The 20328-nt window shown below is 69.4% G+C and carries 20 protein-coding genes; 8 read left to right on the top strand and 12 right to left on the bottom strand.

What is annotated here, in order from left to right:
* Positions 1-5 precede the first annotated feature (5 nt).
* The gene (locus ACGFNP_RS60590) at positions 6-1079 is read right to left on the bottom strand and encodes an NAD-dependent epimerase/dehydratase family protein (RefSeq protein WP_358341880.1); all 1074 of its coding nucleotides are present in this window, start codon (positions 1077-1079) and stop codon (positions 6-8) included.
* A 130-nt stretch (positions 1080-1209) separates the two neighbouring features.
* On the opposite strand from ACGFNP_RS60590, the gene ACGFNP_RS60585 reads away from it, so the two are divergent.
* From ACGFNP_RS60585 to ACGFNP_RS60575, 3 genes are read left to right on the top strand one after another with little or no spacing between them, the layout of a single operon-like run.
* Positions 1210-2412, top strand: coding sequence for a zinc-dependent metalloprotease (locus tag ACGFNP_RS60585; protein ID WP_393334284.1), 1203 nt, complete (start codon positions 1210-1212; stop codon positions 2410-2412).
* The gene (locus ACGFNP_RS60580) at positions 2409-2969 is read left to right on the top strand and encodes an NUDIX domain-containing protein (protein ID WP_358341797.1); all 561 of its coding nucleotides are present in this window, start codon (positions 2409-2411) and stop codon (positions 2967-2969) included. The genes ACGFNP_RS60585 and ACGFNP_RS60580 overlap by 4 nt, the downstream gene beginning before the upstream one ends.
* A gap of 36 nt (positions 2970-3005) precedes the next feature.
* The gene (locus tag ACGFNP_RS60575; protein ID WP_393334242.1) at positions 3006-4001 is read left to right on the top strand and encodes an endonuclease/exonuclease/phosphatase family protein; all 996 of its coding nucleotides are present in this window, start codon (positions 3006-3008) and stop codon (positions 3999-4001) included.
* Here ACGFNP_RS60575 and ACGFNP_RS60570 read toward each other — a convergent pair.
* The 3 genes from ACGFNP_RS60570 to ACGFNP_RS60560 all read right to left on the bottom strand — a co-directional run bounded on the left by ACGFNP_RS60570 (position 3988) and on the right by ACGFNP_RS60560 (position 5932).
* Positions 3988-4572, bottom strand: coding sequence for a DUF2064 domain-containing protein (locus tag ACGFNP_RS60570; protein WP_393334239.1), 585 nt, complete (start codon positions 4570-4572; stop codon positions 3988-3990). The two genes, ACGFNP_RS60575 and ACGFNP_RS60570, sit on opposite strands and share 14 nt — an antisense overlap.
* A complete protein-coding gene (locus tag ACGFNP_RS60565; RefSeq protein WP_219539286.1) occupies positions 4569-5084 on the bottom strand; it encodes a M48 family metallopeptidase in 516 nt (171 codons plus the stop codon). Before ACGFNP_RS60565 ends, ACGFNP_RS60570 begins: the two co-directional genes overlap by 4 nt.
* A gap of 68 nt (positions 5085-5152) precedes the next feature.
* On the bottom strand, positions 5153-5932 hold the full coding sequence (locus ACGFNP_RS60560) for an enoyl-CoA hydratase-related protein (protein ID WP_358341788.1): 780 nt from the start codon (positions 5930-5932) through the stop codon (positions 5153-5155).
* Positions 5933-6017: 85 nt separating this feature from the next.
* On the opposite strand from ACGFNP_RS60560, the gene ACGFNP_RS60555 reads away from it, so the two are divergent.
* Together ACGFNP_RS60555 and ACGFNP_RS60550 are read left to right on the top strand one after the other, a co-directional pair.
* Positions 6018-7220, top strand: a complete 1203-nt coding sequence (locus tag ACGFNP_RS60555) for a ThiF family adenylyltransferase (RefSeq protein ID WP_393334234.1) — start codon at positions 6018-6020, stop codon at positions 7218-7220.
* Positions 7217-8551, top strand: coding sequence for an AarF/UbiB family protein (locus tag ACGFNP_RS60550; RefSeq protein ID WP_358341782.1), 1335 nt, complete (start codon positions 7217-7219; stop codon positions 8549-8551). The genes ACGFNP_RS60555 and ACGFNP_RS60550 overlap by 4 nt, the downstream gene beginning before the upstream one ends.
* A 46-nt stretch (positions 8552-8597) precedes the next feature.
* Here ACGFNP_RS60550 and ACGFNP_RS60545 read toward each other — a convergent pair whose 3' ends face one another.
* From ACGFNP_RS60545 to ACGFNP_RS60535, 3 genes are read right to left on the bottom strand one after another with little or no spacing between them, the layout of a single operon-like run.
* Positions 8598-9734, bottom strand: a complete 1137-nt coding sequence (locus ACGFNP_RS60545) for a mandelate racemase/muconate lactonizing enzyme family protein (protein WP_358341779.1) — start codon at positions 9732-9734, stop codon at positions 8598-8600.
* Positions 9731-10633, bottom strand: coding sequence for a dihydrodipicolinate synthase family protein (locus ACGFNP_RS60540; RefSeq protein ID WP_393334230.1), 903 nt, complete (start codon positions 10631-10633; stop codon positions 9731-9733). The genes ACGFNP_RS60545 and ACGFNP_RS60540 overlap by 4 nt, the downstream gene beginning before the upstream one ends.
* A 3-nt stretch (positions 10634-10636) precedes the next feature.
* Positions 10637-11980 carry an MFS transporter gene (locus tag ACGFNP_RS60535; protein WP_393334227.1) on the bottom strand — a complete coding sequence of 448 codons (1344 nt, stop codon included), beginning with the start codon at positions 11978-11980 and terminating at the stop codon, positions 10637-10639.
* Between the two features lie 283 nt (positions 11981-12263).
* Between ACGFNP_RS60535 and ACGFNP_RS60530 the strand changes: the two genes are divergently transcribed.
* On the top strand, positions 12264-12929 hold the full coding sequence (locus ACGFNP_RS60530; protein ID WP_393334224.1) for a GntR family transcriptional regulator: 666 nt from the start codon (positions 12264-12266) through the stop codon (positions 12927-12929).
* A gap of 218 nt (positions 12930-13147) precedes the next feature.
* On the opposite strand, the gene ACGFNP_RS60525 is transcribed toward ACGFNP_RS60530, so the two are convergent.
* Positions 13148-13819, bottom strand: a complete 672-nt coding sequence (locus ACGFNP_RS60525) for a TetR/AcrR family transcriptional regulator (protein ID WP_393334221.1) — start codon at positions 13817-13819, stop codon at positions 13148-13150.
* A 69-nt stretch (positions 13820-13888) separates the two neighbouring features.
* Here ACGFNP_RS60525 and ACGFNP_RS60520 point away from each other — a divergent pair, with 69 nt between their 5' ends.
* Both ACGFNP_RS60520 and ACGFNP_RS60515 read left to right on the top strand, forming a co-directional pair.
* Entirely contained in the window at positions 13889-14488 is a 600-nt protein-coding gene (locus ACGFNP_RS60520) for a hypothetical protein (protein ID WP_393334218.1), read from the top strand.
* Positions 14489-14768: 280 nt separating this feature from the next.
* Positions 14769-15776 (top strand): ABC transporter ATP-binding protein, encoded by a 1008-nt coding sequence (locus ACGFNP_RS60515; protein WP_393334215.1) that lies wholly within the window; start codon positions 14769-14771, stop codon positions 15774-15776.
* Positions 15777-15991: 215 nt separating this feature from the next.
* On the opposite strand, the gene ACGFNP_RS60510 is transcribed toward ACGFNP_RS60515, so the two are convergent.
* The 4 genes from ACGFNP_RS60510 to ACGFNP_RS60495 all read right to left on the bottom strand — a co-directional run bounded on the left by ACGFNP_RS60510 (position 15992) and on the right by ACGFNP_RS60495 (position 20199).
* The gene (locus tag ACGFNP_RS60510; RefSeq protein ID WP_358341759.1) at positions 15992-16261 is read right to left on the bottom strand and encodes a WhiB family transcriptional regulator; all 270 of its coding nucleotides are present in this window, start codon (positions 16259-16261) and stop codon (positions 15992-15994) included.
* Between the two features lie 127 nt (positions 16262-16388).
* On the bottom strand, positions 16389-16652 hold the full coding sequence (locus ACGFNP_RS60505) for a hypothetical protein (protein ID WP_358341756.1): 264 nt from the start codon (positions 16650-16652) through the stop codon (positions 16389-16391).
* Between the two features lie 113 nt (positions 16653-16765).
* Positions 16766-17635: an acyl-CoA thioesterase gene (locus tag ACGFNP_RS60500; protein WP_393334210.1), complete on the bottom strand. Its 870-nt coding sequence runs from the start codon at positions 17633-17635 to the stop codon at positions 16766-16768.
* Positions 17636-18150: 515 nt separating this feature from the next.
* Positions 18151-20199, bottom strand: coding sequence for an ATP-dependent DNA helicase UvrD2 (locus tag ACGFNP_RS60495; protein WP_358341877.1), 2049 nt, complete (start codon positions 20197-20199; stop codon positions 18151-18153).
* Positions 20200-20328: the final 129 nt, after the last annotated feature.

Genomic DNA, 20328 nt, shown 5'->3' with positions numbered 1-20328 from the left:
CATATTCAGAGTCGGCGCTTCTTGCGCACCTGGCGGACGATGGCGGCGGTGCCGATGACCGCGACCGTGGCACCGGCGGCCGTGAGTGTGGCCTCCTTGACCGGCAGTCGCCTGCCGACCACGGTGGTCCTGTTCTCGCGCAGCTCAAGGAGCTGCTCGAACGCGGCCTCGTTGGTCCAGACAGGCTTCCAGCCCGCCTCACGCAGCGCCGTGCAGTCGACGACCCACGGGTAGACGACGTAGTGCAGGTCCGTCGCGGGAGCTGGGGTGATGCCCAGCCGGTGCAGCCGCTGCGCCGTACCGAAGGTGAGGCCCGCGGGCAGCTCGAAGCGCCGCAGACCGGACAGCTCCTCGACCTGCTCCTGCTCCAGCCAGCCGTCGGAGCCGACGGCGGCCACACCGGTGACCACGCCGCGCGCGGCCAGTTCCAGCGCCGAGACCAGGTCGTCGACGTGGCAGAACTGCCAGCGCGGCGAGCAGCCCTTGACCGTGAGCAGCCTGGGTGACTCGAAATGGCGGGTGATGACCGTGTCGATGCCGGGACCGACCACGGCCGCGGGCCTCAGGACGGTCACTTCCAGGCCGGGGTGGCTCCGCGACGATCTGCGTACGAGCGCCTCGATCTCCAGATAGTCGCCCACGACCCCCGTGTCGGGCTCGGCGGCGACCGGGGCCGCCTCGGGCAGGGGCACGTCGTTCTCGGGGGCGGCGCCGTACACCATCGCGCTCGTGACGAGCACCACACGCCGGACGCGCGCGGCGGCGCTCGCGGTGAGCACCGTTTGCGCAGCTCGCAGATTGTACGCGCGCCGCTCTGCGGGGTCCGCGTCGACGGCGTAGTCACCGGCCAGGTGGACCAGGACGTCGATATCGGAAATGCGGTTCGCCAAGAGCGGATCCCGCACGTCGATCACTCTCCAGGTGGCCTCCTGGACGTCACCGCGCTCCTCGTCAATGGCCACCACCCTGCGGAAATCCGCGGAGGACACGAGCTTTGCGAGCAGCTCCCGGCCTATGCCTGAGGCGGCCCCGGTGACGGCGACGACGGGGTGGCGCGGGCGTTTCGAGGTAGGCACCAGGTCCTCACTTTGCACTGATCCGCCGTAGGACGACTAACGTGGCGGATGTGGACTCCTCCATCCTGCACGAGGTAGAGCGGTGACTGACCTGCCAGGTCGCGAAAACGACCCCAACGAGAACCCGTTCGCCATGTTCGGCAACCCTGAGCAGATGGCTCAGGCGATGCGCCAGTTCGCCGACATGCTGTCGGCGCCCCAGGGCTCCGGCCCTGTCAACTGGGACATGGCCAAGAACATCGCCCGTCACGCCGTGGTCGCCGAGAGCGATCCGAGCGTCATGGAAGGCGAGCGCCGCCAGATCGTGGAGGCGCTGCGCCTGGCCGACCTGTGGCTGAACGAGGCGACGACACTGCCCAGCGGCGTGTCCAACCCGCAGGCGTGGAGCCGGTCCGAGTGGATCGAGAACACCGTCCCCGTGTGGCGCACGCTCTGCGAGCCGATCGCCGCACGCATGGTCGAGACCATGGGCGGCGCGCTCGGCGGCGCGGGCCTGCCTCCGGAGGCCCAGCAGATGGCCGGGCCGCTGATGGGCATGCTCAAGCAGATGGGCGGCATGATGGTCGGTCAGCAGATCGGCCAGGCCCTCGGCTCGCTCGCCCGCGAGGTGATCGGCACCACCGACATCGGCCTGCCGCTGTCCGACACCGCCGCGCTGCTGCCCGGCGGCATCGCGTCGTTCAGCGAGGGCCTGGAGCATCCCGCCGACGAGATCCGGCTCTATCTGGCGCTGCGCGAGGCCGCGCACCACCGGCTGTTCCAGCACGTGCCGTGGCTGCGGGCCAACCTGCTCGGCGCCGTCGAGGAGTACGCCAGGGGCATCACGGTCGACACCTCGGCGCTCGAAGAGCAGATCCGCGGGCTCGACATCAACAACCCGGAGGCTATCCAGGAGGCGTTGAGCGGCGGCGCGCTGCTCAAGCCCGAGGAGACCGAGCGGCAGAAGGCCGCGCTGGCCCGCCTGGAGACCATGCTCGCCCTGGTCGAGGGCTGGGTGGCCACCGTGGTGGACGACGCCGCGGACGGCAAGCTGCCCTCGGCCGTCGCCCTGGCCGAGACCGTACGACGGCGCCGCGCGACCGGGGGCCCGGCCGAGTTGACCTTCGGCACGCTCGTCGGGCTGGAGCTGCGGCCCAGGCGGCTGCGCGAGGCGGCGACGCTGTGGCGGGCGCTGAAGGAGGCGCGCGGCATCGACGGGCGCGACGCGCTGTGGGGCCACCCCGACCTGCTGCCGCAGGCCGACGACCTCGACGACCCCGACGCGTTCATCCGCGGCGAGGCCGCCTGGGACATCTCCCAGCTGGACGCCAAACCCGACGAGGACGACCAGAGTTGAGCCTGCGCCACGACGCGGTGGCCGTGCTCTCCGGCTGGGCCGCGCCCACGCCCGGCGAGGAGTCACTGCGCACCGAGTTCCTCGATCACCTGCGTACGCACGACGACGCGATGCTGCGCGAGTGCGTGCCGGGGCATCTCACCGCGACGACCGCGGTGCTGTCGCACGACGGCGAGCGGGTGCTGCTGACGCTGCACCCCAAGGCAGGCATGTGGCTGCCGATGGGCGGTCACTGCGAAATTTCCGACACCTCCCTGGCGGGGGCCGCGTTGCGCGAGGCGGTGGAGGAGTCGGGCATTTCCGGCCTGGAGCTGTTGCCCGGCCCGCTGGCCGTCGACAAGCACCAGGTCTGGTGCCATCCCCCGTACAGCTGGCATCTCGACGTGGAGTACGCGGCCGTGGCGCCCGCGGACGCCGAGGCGGTGATCAGCGAGGAGTCCCTCGACCTGCGCTGGTTCCCGCTCGACGAGATCCCGGAGCTCTCCGATGAGGCGACCCGCCGGTTGGCGGCACGTGGCCGCGTGGCGCTTACGGCGAATACACGCGCGCTCGGTTAGAGTCCGCCTGGGCTTGTACCGTTCCAAGGGGGCAATGTGCACACCTCAGCCGAAGACTCGGTCGGCGGCACGATCGTTACGCCCCCTCGGAAACGGCGCAAGTTCCCCACCACCACGCTGGCCTGGCTGGCCGTGACCCCGTTCGCGGCCTGGGCGGTGACCAGGGTGGCGGGCCTCGAACGCGGCTCGCTGGCCACCCAGCTCATGACCGCCACACCATACGCCGCCGCGGGCTCGGTGGTCCCCCTGATGTTCGCCGCGCTCACCCGCAAGCGCGCCGCAACCGCGGTGGCGCTGCTCACGACGACCGCTCTCGGCTTCGCGGTCCTCCCCCGGGCCCTCGGTACGGCGGACGCCACGGTGGGCCGGCCGTTCCGGGTGCTCACCATCAACATGCTGTTCGGCAGGGCCGACCCGGAGACGATCGTCGGCCTGGTGCGCCGGTTCGACCCGGACGTGCTGAGCACTCAGGAGCTCACGCCCCCCGGCGTCGAAGCGCTCGACGCGGCCGGGCTGTCCAGCCTGATGCCGCACCGGGTGCTCCAGGATGAATGGTCCGCGAGCGGCAGCGGGCTCTACTCCAAGCATCCGCTCAAGCCGCTCTACAACCTGGTGCCGCCGATCGGGCACAACATGCCCGCGGCGATGGTCTCGCTGCCCGGCGGCAAGCCGGTCGAGTTCGTGGACATCCATCCGTTTCCGCCGCTCGGCCCCCAGGTGACGAACTGGATCGAGGCCCTGGACGACCTCCCCGCCGCCTCTGGCGACACCGTGCGGATCCTGGCGGGCGACTTCAACGCCACGCTCGACCACACGCCCATGCGCCGACTGCTCTCGCGCGGCTACAAGGACGCTGCCGACCAGGTCGGGGCCGGGCTCCTCCCGACCTGGCCGGCCAACAAGCGGGTGCCGCCGATCATCACGATCGACCATGTGCTGGTGGACCAGCGGGTGGGCGTGAAGGAGGTCAGCGTGCACACCGTGCCCGACACCGACCATCGGGCGGTGTTCGCGGAGCTCAGTGTGCCTTGAGCAATGCCCTGAGGTTGTCCCAGCCCTCCAGTCCGGGATCGAGGCGGGTGACGTCTTCGGGGGTGCGCAGGCGGTGCCAGCCGGGGCCGGTGGCCACCATGCGGCGACCGGGCGCCTGGGCGCGCAGGGTCGTCACCGGGTCGGGGTCGTCGAGATCGGGATCGGCCCATCCGGGCATGGGCAGGCCGCAGGCCAGCGCCACGGCTCCGCCGTCCTCGGCCGGGCAGAGCGTGATCTGGGCCCGGCCGAGCTCGCGGAAGAGCTTGCCGACCAGCAGGGGCGGCAGGTCGGGCGCGTCGGCGCCGATCACCACGGCCTGGTCGCCGGCGAACCGGCCCATGATGGCCTTGAGCGGCTCGCCCTCGTCGATCATGATCACTTCGGTGCCGGGCCAGACGATCTCGTCGAGGCCGGGAACGCTGGTGACCAGGACGGGGGTGACGAGTTCGAGGCCGGCGACCATCTCGTAGGTGTCCTCGGCCATGGCCTCCAGGAACTCGTCCGGGTCCACGCCCTCAGGGGCCGCCTGCGCCATGCTCTGCCGTACGAGAACCGCGGCGATGCGCGTCAACACTCCTCCGGTGCCGTGTGGGCTGCGGCGGAGAATCCTTCGAGGAACCCGCGCGCCCGTTCTGCTTTGGGATACTGTTCGACCAGCGCCCAGAACCTGGCGCCGTGACTGGGAACGAGCAGATGAACGAGCTCGTGGATGATCACGTAGTTGATGACCCACTCAGGGAGACCCTTGAGGCGGGTCGAGATCCGGATCGTGCCGTTCTCCGGGGTGCATGATCCCCATCGATGCTGCTGATTGTCCACCCAGCGCACGCTGTCCGGCATGGCCCTGCCGTTGAGATACTTCGCCGACAGCTCCTTGGCCCGCTCCAGGAGGATTTCGTCGGTCGGTCTTCGCCGGCTCTCCTTGGCCGCGAGCCGATCGAGCATCCGGCTCACCCATTCATCAGCGTCTTCGCCGCTCAGCCAGGCGGGCAGGAGCACGATCGTCTTGTCGCCGTCGCGGTAGGCGGAGACCGTACGCCGGCGACGAGAACTGCGACGGACCTCGACTGTCTCGGGGGGCACATATGCACGGTAGCCGAGACTGGCGGAATTCCACAGAGGGGGAGACGTTGTTTCTGCTGGTCAGATGATTAAGACCCGGTGAATTTGGGCATGCGCCTTTCCCGATGCGCGGCCAGCCCCTCGATCATGTCGGCGGATGCCATGGTCACCGGCTGGGCGAGGGACTCCCAGCGCAGCGCGGCTTCCAGGTGTGGATGATCCTGGTTCAAGGCGACCTTGGTGAGTCTTGTGGCAATCGGGGCGTTCTGTGCAATCGCCTGGGCGAGGGCCTCTACTTCCGCCAGCAGGTCATCTTTCGGGAAAGATTGATTTACCAGACCTTTAATCGCGGCTTCCCGTCCCGTGACCGTGCGGCCGGTGAGCAGCATCTCCCTGCCGAGGGCGCCCGCCCGCTTCGGCAGCAGGTACGTGGCCGCCATCCCGGGGTGCAGACCGAGCTTCGTGAACGGGACCAGCAGCTTGGCGTCGTCGGCGGCGTACACGAGATCGCAGGCCAGCGCCACGCACAGGCCCGCCCCCACCGCCGGGCCGTTGACGGCGGCGATGGTCGGCACCTCCAACTCGGTGATGGCCAGCCAGGTGCGGTAGAAGGCAAGCATCCGGTCGCGCAGCTTCGGCACGGTCTCCGCGCCGCGTTCGCCTAGCCAGGACAGATCGCCGCCGGCGGAGAACGCGGTGCCGGCGCCCGTGACGATCACGCAGCGGACACCGGTGTCGCTGGCCAGGTCGGCCATGGTCTCGCGCCATTCGCCGGTCATGCCGTCCGTCATGGCGTTGCGCCTGTCGGGGCGGTTGAGGGTGATCAGTACGGTCCCGTCGTCTCTGCGGTCCACCAGGAGTTCGTTCATGAAGGGAGCGTAACGGCGGAGAGTTATCCACAGGCGGCTCATAAGGTGCTCGGGATCTTGGATCGGGGTGGCAGGCTTGCGCGCCATGAGGCCACGTGTGAAACCCGCGCTCCGGCGGATCGTCCGTGACGAGCAGACCTTGCAGTTGGGGGCGCATCCCCTGCGTTCCGTCCTGGTGACGGGCTCGGAGCACCAGTGGGTGGCGGGGCTCGACGGGACGCGCGATCTGGGGCAGGTTCTGCATGACGGCGCCGCCGTTGGACTGGGCGAGGCGGCCTGCCGGGCGCTGCTGGATCGGCTCGCCGAGCGGGGGGTGCTGGATGACGCGGCGGTCCCGCCCGTCCGTCTTTCCCTCGGTGAGCGCGATCGTCTGGCTCCCGATCTGGATGTCCTCGATCTGGCCGGTGGCGGGGCCGAGGTGTTCGCGCGGCGGCGGCGGGCGCGGGTCCGGGTCCACGGGGCCGGGCGGGTGGGTGCGCAGGTGGTGGGGCTGCTGGCGGCGAGCGGGATCGGGGCGATCCGCGTCTTCGACGAGGGTCCGGTGCGGCCGTGTGATCTCGCGCCTGGTGGGCTGACGTGGTCGGAGCTGGGGATGAGCCGCCAGGACGGGGCGGTGGCGCTCGCCCGACGCCTCACCTCCGGCGGCCCGCCGCCCCAGGACACTCCGGCCGGCGACTCCGCGATTCCCGGGACGGCCTTGATGCCGGCGACGAACGCGCAGGCCGGTGGCCCTTACCTGGGCGACGGCTACGACCGTCCCGATCTGGTGGTCCTGGCACCGGTCGCCCCGCTGGACGGTGTGCTGGTCAACGAGTTGACCGCTCTGGGCATCCCCCACCTGCTCGTGTCCGCCTTCGAGGGCCACGGTTCCGTGGGGCCGCTCGTCCTTCCGGGCGAGAGCGCCTGCCTGCACTGCCTCGACCTGACCAGGCGCGATGCCGACCCCGGGTGGCCCATCGTCACCGCGCGGCTGGGCGGCTATCCGCCCGGCGAGATCGCCTGCGACACGACCATGGCCACGCTGGTGGCGGCCTCGGCCACGGGCCACGCGCTCGCTCACCTCGACGGACGCGACCCCGTTGTGACCAATGGCACATTGGACATCATGCCTGATTGGCGATGGAAAACCAGGTCATGGACACAGCATCCGCAATGTCGTTGTATGCGAAACCATCCTTATCGCCCAGAATGGTCATGTCAGTCACCAGCAATGGGCACTGACGATGGGTCTGGGGAACCTCGAAGGGGGGAAGCGGTGTCTCAGCCAGGATGCCGCGCATCAGTGTGAGCGATCTGCCGCGCCGCGCCGTAACGCGTTCCGCCAAGCTTGCCACCCTTCCACTCGGCTTCGCCGGCCGTGCCGCCCTGGGGCTCGGCAAGCGGATCGGCGGCAAGCCCGCCGAGATCGTCGCCCAGGAGATCCAGCAGCGCACGGCCGAGCAGATCTTCAAGGTCCTCGGCGAGCTCAAGGGCGGCGCGATGAAGGTCGGGCAGGCGCTGTCCATCTTCGAGGCGGCCCTTCCTCAGGAGATCGTCGGGCCCTATCGCGCCACGCTCACCAAGCTGCAGGAATCGGCCCCGCCACTGCCGGTCGCCACGGTCCACAAGGTGCTCACCGAGCAGCTCGGTGACGGCTGGCGAGACTACTTCGAGTCCTTCGACGACCGGCCGACCGCCGCCGCCTCGATCGGACAGGTGCACCGGGCGGTCTGGCACGACGGCCGCGACGTGGCGGTGAAGATCCAATATCCGGGTGCGGGCAAGGCCCTGCTCGGTGACTTCACCCAGCTGGCGCGGCTGGGCAAGCTCTTCGGCGTGATGCTGCCCGGCCTCGACATCAAGGCGGTGCTGGCCGAGCTCCGTGAGCGCATCGCCGAGGAGCTCGACTACCTGCGCGAGGCCGAGGCCCAGCACGCCTTCGCGGTAGGTTTCCAGGACGACCCCGACTTCCACGTCCCCGACGTGGTCGCCGCCAACGAGATGGTGCTGGTCACGGAGTGGATGGACGGCACTCCCCTGTCCCGCATCATCGCCGACGGCACCAAGGAGCAGCGCGACCGCGCGGGCCTGCTCTTCGTCCGCTTCCTGTTCTGCTCACCGGCCCGGGTCGGCATGCTGCACGCCGACCCGCACCCCGGCAACTTCCGCATGCTCGACAACGGCAAGCTGGGCATCCTCGACTTCGGCGCCGTCAACCGCCTGCCGGACGGCTATCCCCGGTCCTTCGGCCAGCTGACCCGCATCTTCAACCAGGGCGACATGGACAGCGTGGTCGCGGGGCTGCGTGCCGAGGGCTTCATCCGTCCCGACATCGAGGTGGACGGCGACGCCCTGCGCTCGTTCCTCTCTCCCTACGTCGAGCCGACGGCGGTCGAGGAGTTCACCTTCAGCCGCGAATGGTTCCAGGCTCAGGCGGCCAGCGTCACCGACCTTCGCCCCACGAACGTGGTCCGCCAGCTCAACCTGCCGGTCTCGTACGTGCTCATCCACCGCGTACACGCGGCGGGGGTCGGCGTCCTCTGCCAGCTGGGCACCACGGCGCGTTTCCGCGACGAGGCGATCCGCTGGGTTCCGGGCTTCGCCGACGACCCCGAGGACGAGGCACTGCCGGTGAGCTGAGCTGGGAGCGGGGCCCGCCGTCGTGATCCACGACGGCGGGCGCCGGTCACACGTAGCCGGTCGAGCCGTCGGGGCGGATGGGCAGGACGCGTCCCCAATGGACGTAGTCGTCCGCCTTCAGCGCCGACTCGTCGATCTCCACTCCCCAGCCGGGCCGATCCGGGCGCAGTTCCAGATACCCGTCCACAGGCAGGTACGGATCCGGGCACCAGGTCGTCTCGTCGGGTTTGTACTCCAGCAACTTGAGCCCGTGATGCGTGGCGGCGAAGTGCGCGTTCACCGCGGTCGCCAGCGGGCCCATCGGGTTGTGCGGGGCCACGCTCACGAAGTGCGCCTCGGCGATGGCCGCGATCCTGCGCATCTGCGCGAGGCCGCCGACCACGCAGATGTCCGGCTGGACGATGTCGGCGCCACCCGCCGTCAGCAGGGCGAGGAAGTCCTGCGGCAGGAAGAGCGACTCGCCGGTGGCCAGCGGCACGTCGAGCTGGGAGCGCAAGTGACCCCAGGCGGGGATGTACTCCGGCCGGATGGGCTCCTCGAACCACAGCGGGTCGTACGGGGCCAGCGCGTTCCCGAGCTGGATCGCCTGGCGCGGCTCGAAGATCCGGGCGTGCCCCTCGAAGGCGAACTCCCACTCGGGCGGACTGATCGAGCGGATCTCGGCGAAGTAGTCCGCCGCCTCCCGGCAGAGGTTGCCCCAGCGCCCGGCGTACAGGTCGCGGCGGTACGGGCTGAGTTTGAAGGCGGTGAACCCGTACCGCTCGTTCAGCGACTGGGTCAGGTCGCGGCAGGCCGGCGGATCGGGGGCGGTGTAGACGCCGCAGTAGACCGGGACGCGGTCGCGTACCTGCCCGCCGAGCAGCATGTACACCGGCAGCCCCGCGGCCTTGCCGGAGATGTCCCACAACGCCTGGTCGATGGCCGCGATCGCGGCCAGCCCGATCGCGCCCGGCGGGAACCGGGCCTCCTGGATCAGCCTGCGCACCACGTATTCGACCCGCCGCGGATCGACGCCCTCGATCTGCTGGAACATGTACTCCAGCACCGGGATCAGCGCGTGGTCGGGGCCGTGGTTGTACGCCTCACCCCAGCCGGACACCCCCTCGTCGGTATCGATCTTCACGAGCAGGCGCGGGCGCTCTCCGACGCGCTGCATGTAGGTCTTCAATGCGGTGATCTTCATGTCTGCCCTCCCCAGGTCGCCAGCACCGAGGCCACTTCCTCCCGTACGGCGGGCGGCAGCAGGCGGCTCGGCGGGCGCACGTCGCGGCGGCACAGGCCGAGCTGAGCCAGCGCCTCCTTGACGACCGACACGTTGTCGGCCGAGGCGTCCGCGCCGCGCAGTTCCTCGAACCTCCTGATCAGTTCCCATACCTCCATGGCGGCCGGGAAGTCGCCCGCGCGCAGTGCGTCGCGCATCCGCAGCGTCAGCTCCGGTGCCGCGGTGACCAGGCCGGAGGTGAAACCGCGCGCGCCGACCGCCCAGTACGCCGGTGTGTACGGCTCGGCCAGCCCGCACAGCCAGGCGAACCGGTCCAATCCGCCATCACGGGCGACCGAGGCGAAGCGCACCGGGTCGGGGACGGCGTACTTGACGCCGATCACGTTCGGGCACACCTCGCCGAGGCGCGCCACCTGCGCCCCGGCGACGCGCGGGCTGCGGATGTAGGGGACCACACCCATGTCCGGGACCGCGTTCGCGATCTCGCGGTGGTAGTCCACCCAGCCCTCCGCCGACAGGTACGGGTGGACGGGCTGGTGCACCATCACCATGCGTACGCCGTGGTCACGAGCGTGCCGGGCGGCCTCGACGGCACTCCCGACGTCGAGGCCGACCCCGGCGAGCACGGCGGCGTCGTCCCCGGTGGCGGCCACGGTGGACTCCAGCACCCGGCGCCGCTCGTCCGGGGTGAGGGCGTAGAACTCGCCGGTGTTGCCGTTGGGCGTGACCACGTTGACGCCCGCCTCGACGATCCTCCGTATCAGCTTGGCGTTCGTGTCGAGGTCGACGGAGCCGTCCGCGTCGAAGGGCGTCACGGTGACGGCCACGACGTCGGCCAGCTTCTCGGTCAGGTCGAGCATCGATCAACCCCTGCTCTCTGCGGGCCCAACCGGAACCGCGCCCTCGTTGAGCGGCCGGATCTTCACCACGAACCCGTAGATCAGCGTGCCCAGGATCGCCATCGCGCCCGCGAAGAGCATCGGCCCGGTGTAGGAGTTGCCGCTGAACGTCAGGAAGACGCCGATGAGGATCGGGCTGATGATGTTGCCGATCTGCGAGCCGAAGTTCTGGAAACCGGCGACCGAGCCGACCACCGTGGATGACGGGGCCACCTCGGCCGGCAGGCTGAGAATGGCCGCGCCGGCGAAGGAGTGGGCGCAGTTGCTGATGGACAGCAGGACCATGACGGCCACGTTCCCGGGGACGAACGTCGTCAGCGCGATCGTGGACGCGAGCAGCATTCCGCTGATGATCGGGATCTTGCGGGCCCGGGCGATGGGCACGCCACGCCGGACCAGCCAGTCGGAGAAGGCGCCGCCCGCGATCGTGGCGCCTATCCCGAGCACGGCCGGGATGGAGCCGAACACCCCGAGCTGGAGGATGGTGAAGCCCCGGTCCTCCACCAGGTAGCTCGGATACCAGGTGAGGAAGAACGCGCCGGTGGCCGAGCGGCAGATGTAGCCGAACACCAGCCCCCACACCGTGGGATAACGCAGCAGGGACAGCCAGCGCATCGGCGGGCCGGTCTCGGGCACGGCCGCATCGCCGGCCTCGATGTAGTCGAGCTCCGCCTGGGAGATCTTCGGGTGCTCCTGCGGCGCACGGTAGATCATCAGCCAGCCGATGACCCACACCATGCCGGTCAAACCGATCACGATGAAGGCCGCACGCCATCCGAAGGCGGCGATGAGCCCCGTGACCACCGGGACGGACAAGGCGACGCCGACCTGTTGCCCGGTGTCGAACAGGCTGGAGGCCAGCGCGCGTTCCCTGCGCGGGAACCAGGCGGAGACCACCTTGATGTTGGAGGGTTGCACCGGGGCCTCGCCCATGCCGAGGCCGAGCCGGCAGATTATCAGCGTGCCGAACCCGTGGGCCAGCGCGGTGGCGGCCGTCCAGAGCGACCACCACACGACGGCGATCGGATAGATCACCCGCGGGCCGAAACGATCGAGCAGCCAGCCGGAAGGCAGCTGGAAGATCGCGTACGTCCAGAAGAACGAGGAGAGCAGGATCCCTTTCATGGTCTGGTCGAAGCCCAGGTCTCGCTGCATGTACGTGCTGGCGACGCTGAGGCTGGACCGGTCGAGGTAGGCGATCGCGAGACCGGCGCCCGAGAGCGCGACGATGGTCCAGCGGAGTCGGGACCGTGCGGGCCGCGCTGTCGCGGGGACGGTCTGGGCGGGCATTGCCGAGTTAGACTGCATTCAAGCTCCATGCTGCAGGTCAGTGCAGTGGCCACGCCGGACCGGCCGGAATGCGTTCCCGGCCACGCCGCGCCAACGGCGTTCCCGGGGTCCGTGCGGTCCGGTGTGTGGTTCAAGGAAGCGGAGCCGTTGTGCCGGTGTGGTCCGTGTCCTCGGGCCACACCGGACGACCCCGTCACGATCTCCCTTCTCGGTACGGGGAAGTCCCTGAAGTCCTAATTCACGCGACTGTAACCTAGATTCCGGTCATATACGAGATGCGATGTAAGATATCTTTGGGGCCATGAGCGCATCACCGGTGTTCGCCGGACAGGCCAGGTCCATGTCCTCGCGGGGCACGGTCGCCCTGGAGGTGATCAAGCACGCGATACTGACCGGCGCGCTGCAACCCGGCCAAGCTCTGGTCGAGACCGAGCTGGCCCAGCAGCTCGGCGTGTCGAAGACCCCTGTGCGCGAGGCGCTCAAGACCCTCGCGGGCGCCGGGCTGGTCACCATGAGCGAGTACAAGGGCGCGTCGGTGCGTCAGGTCGACACCGCCCTGATGGAATCGGTCTACGACCTGCGCCTCCTGCTGGAGCCGGAGGCGCTGTCACGTACGGTCCAGCGCGGAACGGATCTCACCCCCGCCGCCGAGGCGCTGCACCGCGCCGACGAGGCCGCCGACCGGGCCGATCGCAGCCTGGCCAACCGCGACTTCCACCGCGCGTTGTACGCGGGCTGCGGCAACCCCCTGCTCGTCAGCACCCTGGACGCCCTCCGCGACCAGACCGCCCTGATCTCCGCGGCGGCCTGGGTTCGGGTGCCGACTTGGGAATCGGAGGCCGAGGAACACCGTCGGATCCTCCAGGCCGCCCAGTCCGGCTCCGCCCCCGAGGCCGCCGCCCTGCTGCGCGACCACATGAGCTGCTTCGTCGACCGCGTCAAGAACAGCGGCGGCCTGGAGGGATAGAAGTCTCGACCGGCAGAGACCGGTCGAGCTCCCGGGCGGCAGACCGGCCAGGACCTTCCCGACGGCGAGTCCATCACGATCGGCTGGGCGTGGGCGCTCCCGCTCAGCCGATCAGGGCCGATCGGACAGTGGCCGATCAGACAGTGGCCGATCGGCCCTGATCAGACAGCGGCCGATCGGACAGCGGTCAATCGAGCAGCAGCCGATCGAGCAGTCGGTCAATCCCCGTCCGGTTGGCGCATGCCTCTGAGCAGGGTGCTCACCCCGTCGGCGAGCACGCGCCCGCCCTCCTCCCGCGAGTCGATGAACCAACCGGGCAGCGGGCTGCGCAACGAGCAGGTGAGCTCGATGCTGACGAGACCGTGGATCGTGGTCCACACCAGGTATGCCATCCGGGTGGGCTCCGCGGAACCCGCCATGGCCTCCGTAAGCAGGCTGAACGTCCGCCCAAGCGCTTCCTGCCGCAGCTCGGGCGAAGGGTCGAAGTCCGGCAGCGGCCGCTCGAACATCAACGCGTAGAGCGCCGGATCAGCCAGCGCGAACTCCCGGTATCCGTAGGCCACCGCCATGATCCGCTCGAACGACCCCGCGTGATGGTCGAGCAATGTGTGACTGTCGAACGAGGCGCGACCGTCTGAGGCGTGAGCATCGATCGAGCCCAGCAGCATCTCTTGCAGGACGTCGAACCCGTACCGATAAACCGCCTCCAGCAGCCCTGCCCGCCCGCCAAAGCACGTGTAGATGCCCATCGTGGACGTCCGCGCCTCCTCAGCGACGCGCCTGAGCGTCAGGTGCAGCGCCCCTTGCTCCCGGAGAACGCGAACAGCCGCCTCCAGCAGATCGCCACGCAGCTCGCCGACTTCTTTCGAGGTGCTTACGTCTCTCGGCACCCTCTCACCCTAGCGGCTCATAACGCGCATGATAACGAGCGTTATCGCCTACCGAGAAGGGACTCCGAGATGCGTTCATCGGCTCTCTACCGGGCCACCGCCACGGCCGGGTTTGCCTGCGCCGTACTGCTGGTGGTCAACGTCCTCCGCCGCGCCGGCCTGCTGCCGGAAACCACACTCACCCACGCCATCGCCCCCTTCGGGGCGTTGACCGGCTTACTCGCGATCACCGGCCTCTACCTGCTCATTCGCGGCACGGCCGGCACCCTCGGCCTGATCGGCTACCTGCTCAACGCCGCCGGGCTGGCCGGGGCCTACGCGATCGAGTACACCCTGCACTACGTCTTCCCGCTCCTGGGCGCCACGGCGGTGAACGGGCTGCTGGCCGGAGGCACCGGGCGGGCGTTCCTCGTCACTTCGGTCGTACTGCTGGCGGGGGTGGTGACCTTCAGCGCGGCGGCCCTGCGCGCGGGCACGCTGCCGGCCCTCGCGGTCGTGCTCTACGCGGTCGGCATGATCCCCGGGGCGCTGCGGAACATGGTCCCGGCCCCGGTCTACCTGCTCGGCCTGGTGGTGGCGGCGGTGGGAATCGCCTGGATGTCGGCCCGTCTCTGGTCGGCCCAGGAGGAACCGGCGCTCCTTCCCGCCGGACGGCGAATGACCGCTTAGTCCGCCAGTGAGCCTCGGGTCTGGTCCCCGGCCTCGGCAGAAGGCCGGGGACCGGACACCAAGGCCGTCCAGCCCAGCCTGGACTCCAGTCACGACAGCGGCTCGGCACCCTCGATGCGGTGAAGCGGGCGCTCATCCGGCTCTTGATGAGCTCATCGCCCCAGCCATGGACAGCGCGCGGACGGTAGGCCTAGCCCTACCAGCAAGATGGGAAAGTACGTCCTGCGCGGTGGGCGCACACCCATCGAGATCGGCCGGCCGAGCGGCGAGGCTGGCGACCGTGATCGAAGTCAATGAACTGACCATGAGATACGGGGACAAGGTCGCCGTCGACGACCTGACCTTCACCGTGAAACCGGGGCTGGTGACCGGCTTCCTCGGCCCGAACGGCGCCGGTAAGTCCACCACCATGCGGGTCGTCCTTGGCCTGGAGGTGCCCAGTGCGGGCAAGGCGCTGGTGAACGGCCGCCCATACGCTTCGATCCCCCGCCCCATGCGGTCGATGGGGGCGCTGCTCGGCGCCGGGGCGGTGCACGGCGGCCGCAGCGCGTACGCGCACCTGGCCTGCCTGGCTCGCAGCAACGGCATCGGCCCCGCCCGCGTGAGCGCCGTCCTCGACCAGGTCGGCCTGTCGGACGTGGCCGGCAAGCGGATCAGCGGCTTCTCGCTCGGCATGCGCCAGCGCCTGGGGATCGGCGCGGCGCTTCTCGGAGACCCGGGGGTGCTGATGCTGGATGAGCCGCTGAACGGGCTGGACCCGGAGGGCATCCGCTGGCTGCGCGACCTGCTGCGTTCTCTGGCGCGCGAGGGCCGTACCGTACTGCTGTCCAGCCACCTGATGAACGAGATGGCGCTCAGCGCCGACCACGTCATTGTCATCGGCCAGGGCCGGCTGATCGCCGACACCGCCATGAACGCCCTGGCCGAGCACGTCAAGGGCGACGTGCTGGTCCGCACGCCCCACCCGGAGCAGCTCACCGCCGTCATGCGCGCGCACGGGGCGACGGTGGTGGCCGAGGACGACGGCGCCCTGTCCGTCCGTGACCTGGACGCGGCCCGGATCGGCGTGCTGGCGCTGTCCGCGGGAATCGCGCTGACGGAGCTGGCTCCGTGCGGCGCGTCCCTGGAGGAGGCGTTGGTGAGTCCGGCTACGAATAACGGCCGGGCGCTGGATGCGCCCGGCCGTTCACTTACTCAGACTGTCACTCACGCGGTGCGAATCAACGGGAGATCCTGCGCCGGCGGCAGGATCTTCCGTCTCAGACCTCCTGGCTCAGAGCCCGGGTGAGGCGCTCATTCGCCCGCTCGACACTGCGGCGTGCACGCTGCACACGACGGATGCGCGTCGCGAGACGTTGCTCCTCGGCCTCGCGGTGGAGCGTTTGTATTCGGTCGTTTACCAGTTCATGGGAAAGATACGGCACTTTGAGACTCCCGGTGGAGAACGGATTCATCTGTCTGTCTGCTTTCTGCTCGTAGCGATTGGGGGTTGGGGGTTAGGGGTTAGGCAGCGACCGGGTGCTTCCGCGGACGGCCGCGGGGCCGCTTGCGCGGAACGACGGTTCCCCGGAGGATCAGTTCGCCGCCCCAGACGCCCCACGGCTCCTCGCGCTCGAGCGCGCGAGCCAGGCAGGCCTTCTGGATCGGGCAGCTGCCGCAGAGCGCCTTCGCGAACTCCACGTCCTCCGGCGACTCGGCGAACCACAGGTCCGGGTCGGTACGACAGGGGATCTTGGCTTCGTCGATCAGGTCCATGATCGTCTTCGCCCCCATCACGTTCTCCTTTTGATCGATCTTTTTGATCTTGGTCGGGCACCTCGTGGGTGGTTGGGGGATCACGGACAAACAAAGAGGCCGCGGATCCTGTTTGCGGATCCGCGGCCTGGAGGTTATGTACCGGTCAGGTTGTGACCGGTATATCCCTCCAGGGATGCGGACCGCGCAGTCCACCCTTGGGGTTCTGCTGGGTCGGCAATTCACTGCCTGCGACGTAGACAGGAGCGATCGGTGCGGCCACGCCATAGTGGGCGTGCGTGAACGCGGCGGGCTCCTGGCGACGGGCAGACTTCTGGTGCCGTAGCTTGGCCGGCCCATCGACGAGCCTCACCAGGTCACGGCATGCGAAGGCGAGCCACTGCGTGGCCGACATCTTGATGCTGATCACTGGGACTCACCTCCACTCATGAGATCGTCAGACAGGACCTGTCCGACTCGCTTGACCATGACCCTAAACCGGGAACCGAAGAACCGGCAACATATTTTCTACCTGCGATGTTGTTACTTTTTCACACGGATCATGGCCTCCTGAACGACCGACACGACGAGGTCACCGGACGCAGTGAACATCTCACCCCGCGCTAGCCCCCTCGCTCCCCCGGACCAGGGTGACTCATGTGCGTAGAGCAACCAGTCGTCCGCCCTGAACGGCCGGTGGAACCACATCGCGTGATCCAGCGAGGCTCCCACGACATCGGAGGCGCCCCACGCCATGCCGTGCGCGAGCAGGATCGTGTCGACCAGCGTGAAGTCGGACGCGTAGGCGGCCAGCACCACGTGCAGCAGCGGATCGTCGCCGAGCTCCGCGTCGTAGCGGAACCACACGTTGGTCTCGGCGCTGCGCAGCTCGGGGTTCTGGAACGCCTCCCACGTCAGGGGCGAGGCGTAACGCGCGTCGACCGGTCGCGGCCGGCTCAGCCACTCCTTGAATTCGGAGTTGACGCCGACGATCTCCGTCATCCGCTCCTGGAAGGTGGAAAGCGTCTCGGGATCGGGCACGGCCGGCTTCACGGACGCCTGGTGCTCGACGCCCTCCTCGAAGATGTGGAACGACGCGGACATGGTGAAAATGGCCTTGCCATGCTGGATCGCCTGGACCCTGCGCGTGGTGAACGACCGCCCGTCACGCAGCCGCTCGACGTTGTAGACGATCGGGATGGACGGGTCGCCGGGGCGGATGAAGTAGGCGTGCAGCGAGTGCACGTTCCGGTCGGACGGCACGGTACGCCCGGCGGCGACGAGCGCCTGCGCGGCCACCTGGCCACCGAAGACCCGCTGGATCCGCTCCTCCGGGCTACGCCCGCGAAAGATGTCGAGCTCGATCTGCTCCAGGTCCAGCAGATCGAGCAGCTCCTTCAACGCCTCGTTCACAATCCCCCCAAACAGCAACCATTGGCCCCAAGTCTGGCGTGCTCCCCAACCTCCCACCAACCCGGTACCTATCCCAAAGGCTGAGCAGGAGTAAGTCCTGTTGCCAGGACTCATACTCAGCCGCCCGCCCGCCCGAACGGTCGTGGGCGCGCTGGTGCCCATGTTCTGGCCGCGTCCGGGCTGCAAGGATCGAGCCCGTGGTCCGTGGTCCGGGTCCGTGGCCCGTGGCCCGTGGCCCGTGGTCCGGGTCCAGGGTCCCGGCACGCGGAGACGGGGTCCCTCGCGCCCAATCGTCTCCGATTCGGCCTGGATGCTCCGATTCCCGCGACGATCACTCTGGTCGTCGCGAGGCGGTTTCTTCGGGGCAACGGACGAAGTAACCGGGCAGAGAACCCACGGACCTGGCCGATCGACGCGACGTGACGGCGGCCGACCGGTAACCGTATCCCTGGAAGGTCCTCGGCCATGGACGGTGGTTGGCGCCCTCCCGGGCTTGCCGTACAAAAGAGCAGGTTTCAGGAGCGGCACAGCGCGAGGACGGCATCCCCGTAGCGGTCGAGTTTGACGCGGCCGATGCCCGTGATGGACAGGAGGTCCTGCTCGGTGACCGGCGCGCGCTCGGCGATGGCCTGCAGCGTCACGTCGGTGAAGACCACGTACGGCGGCAGCTTGGCCTCCTTGGCCGTCGCGGCGCGCCAGGCCTTGAGCCGCTCCAGCAGCGCCTCGTCATAATCGGCCGGACAGGTGGCGCACCGCCCCAGCTTCTGTTCCGTGGCCGCGACCAGCGTCTTGGCGCAGACCCGGCAACTGACCGGAACGGCGACCGAGCGACGCTCCCGTGTAGGAGACCCGGAGACAGCGCCGGGAACGGCGCCGACACGCGTGGGACGGCCGGTGAGGCCGTCGAGGAAGCGCGACGGGCGGCGCCCCTTGCGGCCGCCGGGCGCGCGCGCCAATGCCCACGAGACCGACAGATGCTCGCGCGCCCGCGTCACCCCAACATAGAGCAGCCGCCGCTCCTCCTCGATCTGCTCGGGCGTCTCCGCGTACACGATGGGCAGCATCCCGTCCGTGACCCCGACGAGGAAGACCGCGTCCCACTCCAGGCCCTTGGCGGCGTGCAGAGAGGCCAGGGTCACCCCTTCGACGGGCGGGGCGTGCTGCTCGGAGGCGCGCCGCTCCAGCTCCGCGACGTAGGCGGCGAGGTCGGCGCCGTCGGCGGCCATGTCCTCGGCGAGGTCGGCGAGCGCCTTGAGCGACTCCCACTTCTCGCGTGCCTTGCCGCCGCCCGGCACCGTGGGCGTCAGGCCGATGCCCGCCAGGATGTGGTGGACCTCCGTGGCCAGCGGCTCTTCGGAGGCGGACCTGGCCGCGCCGCGCATCAGCACGACCGCGTGGCGTACTTCGGGACGTTCGAAGAAGCGCTCGGCGCCGCGCAGGACGTAGGGGATCTCGGCCTTGGACAGGGCCTCCTCGTAGGCCGCCGACTGGGAGTTGACGCGGAACAGCACGGCGATCTCGCGGGACTGGACGCCCTGGTCGAGCAGCTTCCTGATCGCCCTGGCGACGCCGGCGGCCTCGGCGGGCTCGTCGTCGTAGTCGACGAAGGCCGGCCGGGGGCCGTCGGGCCGCTGGGCGACGAGGTCGAGGCGGTGCGCGGAGCGGCCCTTGGCGATGAGCAGGTTGGCCAGGTTGACCACCTGGGGGGTGGAACGGTAGTCGCGGACCAGCTTGATGACGGCGGCCTTCGGGTGTTCGACGGCGAAGCCCGTGAGGTAGCGCGGAGAGGCGCCGGTGAAGGAGTAGATGGTCTGGTTGGGGTCGCCGACCACGCACAGGTCGTCGCGCCCGCCGAGCCAGGTGTCGAGCAGGAGCTTCTGCAGCGGGTTGACGTCCTGGTATTCGTCGACGACGAAGTAGCGGTATTGCTGCCGGATCTGCGCGGCGACCTCCTGGTGCTCGGTCATCACCGCGGCCGTCAGCTCCAGGATCGTCTCGAAGTCGACCAGGTGCCGCTCGCGCCTGATCCGCTCGTACGCCTCATAGAGCCGGGACACCTCCTCGGCGGGCACCGGGGGCGTCCTTGCGGACTTGGCGGCGGCTGCTGCGTAGTCCTCGGGACCGACCTGGGTGACCTTGGCCCACTCGACCTCCGCCGCGATGTCCCGCAACTCGGACCGATCCGGATTTTTCCGGATCTGGCGGCAGGCTTCGATCAGGATCGGCAGCTTGGATTCGATCACCGCAGGCGCCTCGCCGCCGATGACCCGTGGCCAGAAGTAGGTGAGCTGCCGCAACGCCGCGGCGTGGAACGTACGCGCCTGCACCCCCGGCGCCCCCAGCGCCCGCAGCCGCTGTCTGAGCTCTCCCGCCGCCCGTGTGGTGAATGTCACCGCCAGCACGCTCGGCGCGTCGACGACCCCGCTGCGCACGGCGTGGGCGATCCGGTGGGTGATCGCCCGGGTCTTACCCGTGCCCGCACCTGCGAGAACGCACACGGGACCACGCACGGCCTCGGCCACCTCGCGCTGCTCCGGGTCGAGGCCGGACAGGACATCGTCCACGTTGGTCACCGGTCAATCCTCCCAGCCAGTGGCGGTGAAGGGCTCCATTCTGGCAACATGCCGCCCGTCGTCCGAATCATCGCCGAGATGCGAAGAACGGGTCTCTTCCCCCACAATGGGGCCCGACTA

Source organism: Nonomuraea sp. NPDC049269, from assembly GCF_043197155.1.
Taxonomy (GTDB): Bacteria; Actinomycetota; Actinomycetes; order Streptosporangiales; family Streptosporangiaceae; genus Nonomuraea.
The sequence above is the reverse complement of the archived record's forward strand: the minus strand, read 5'-3'. Positions and strand labels throughout refer to the sequence as shown.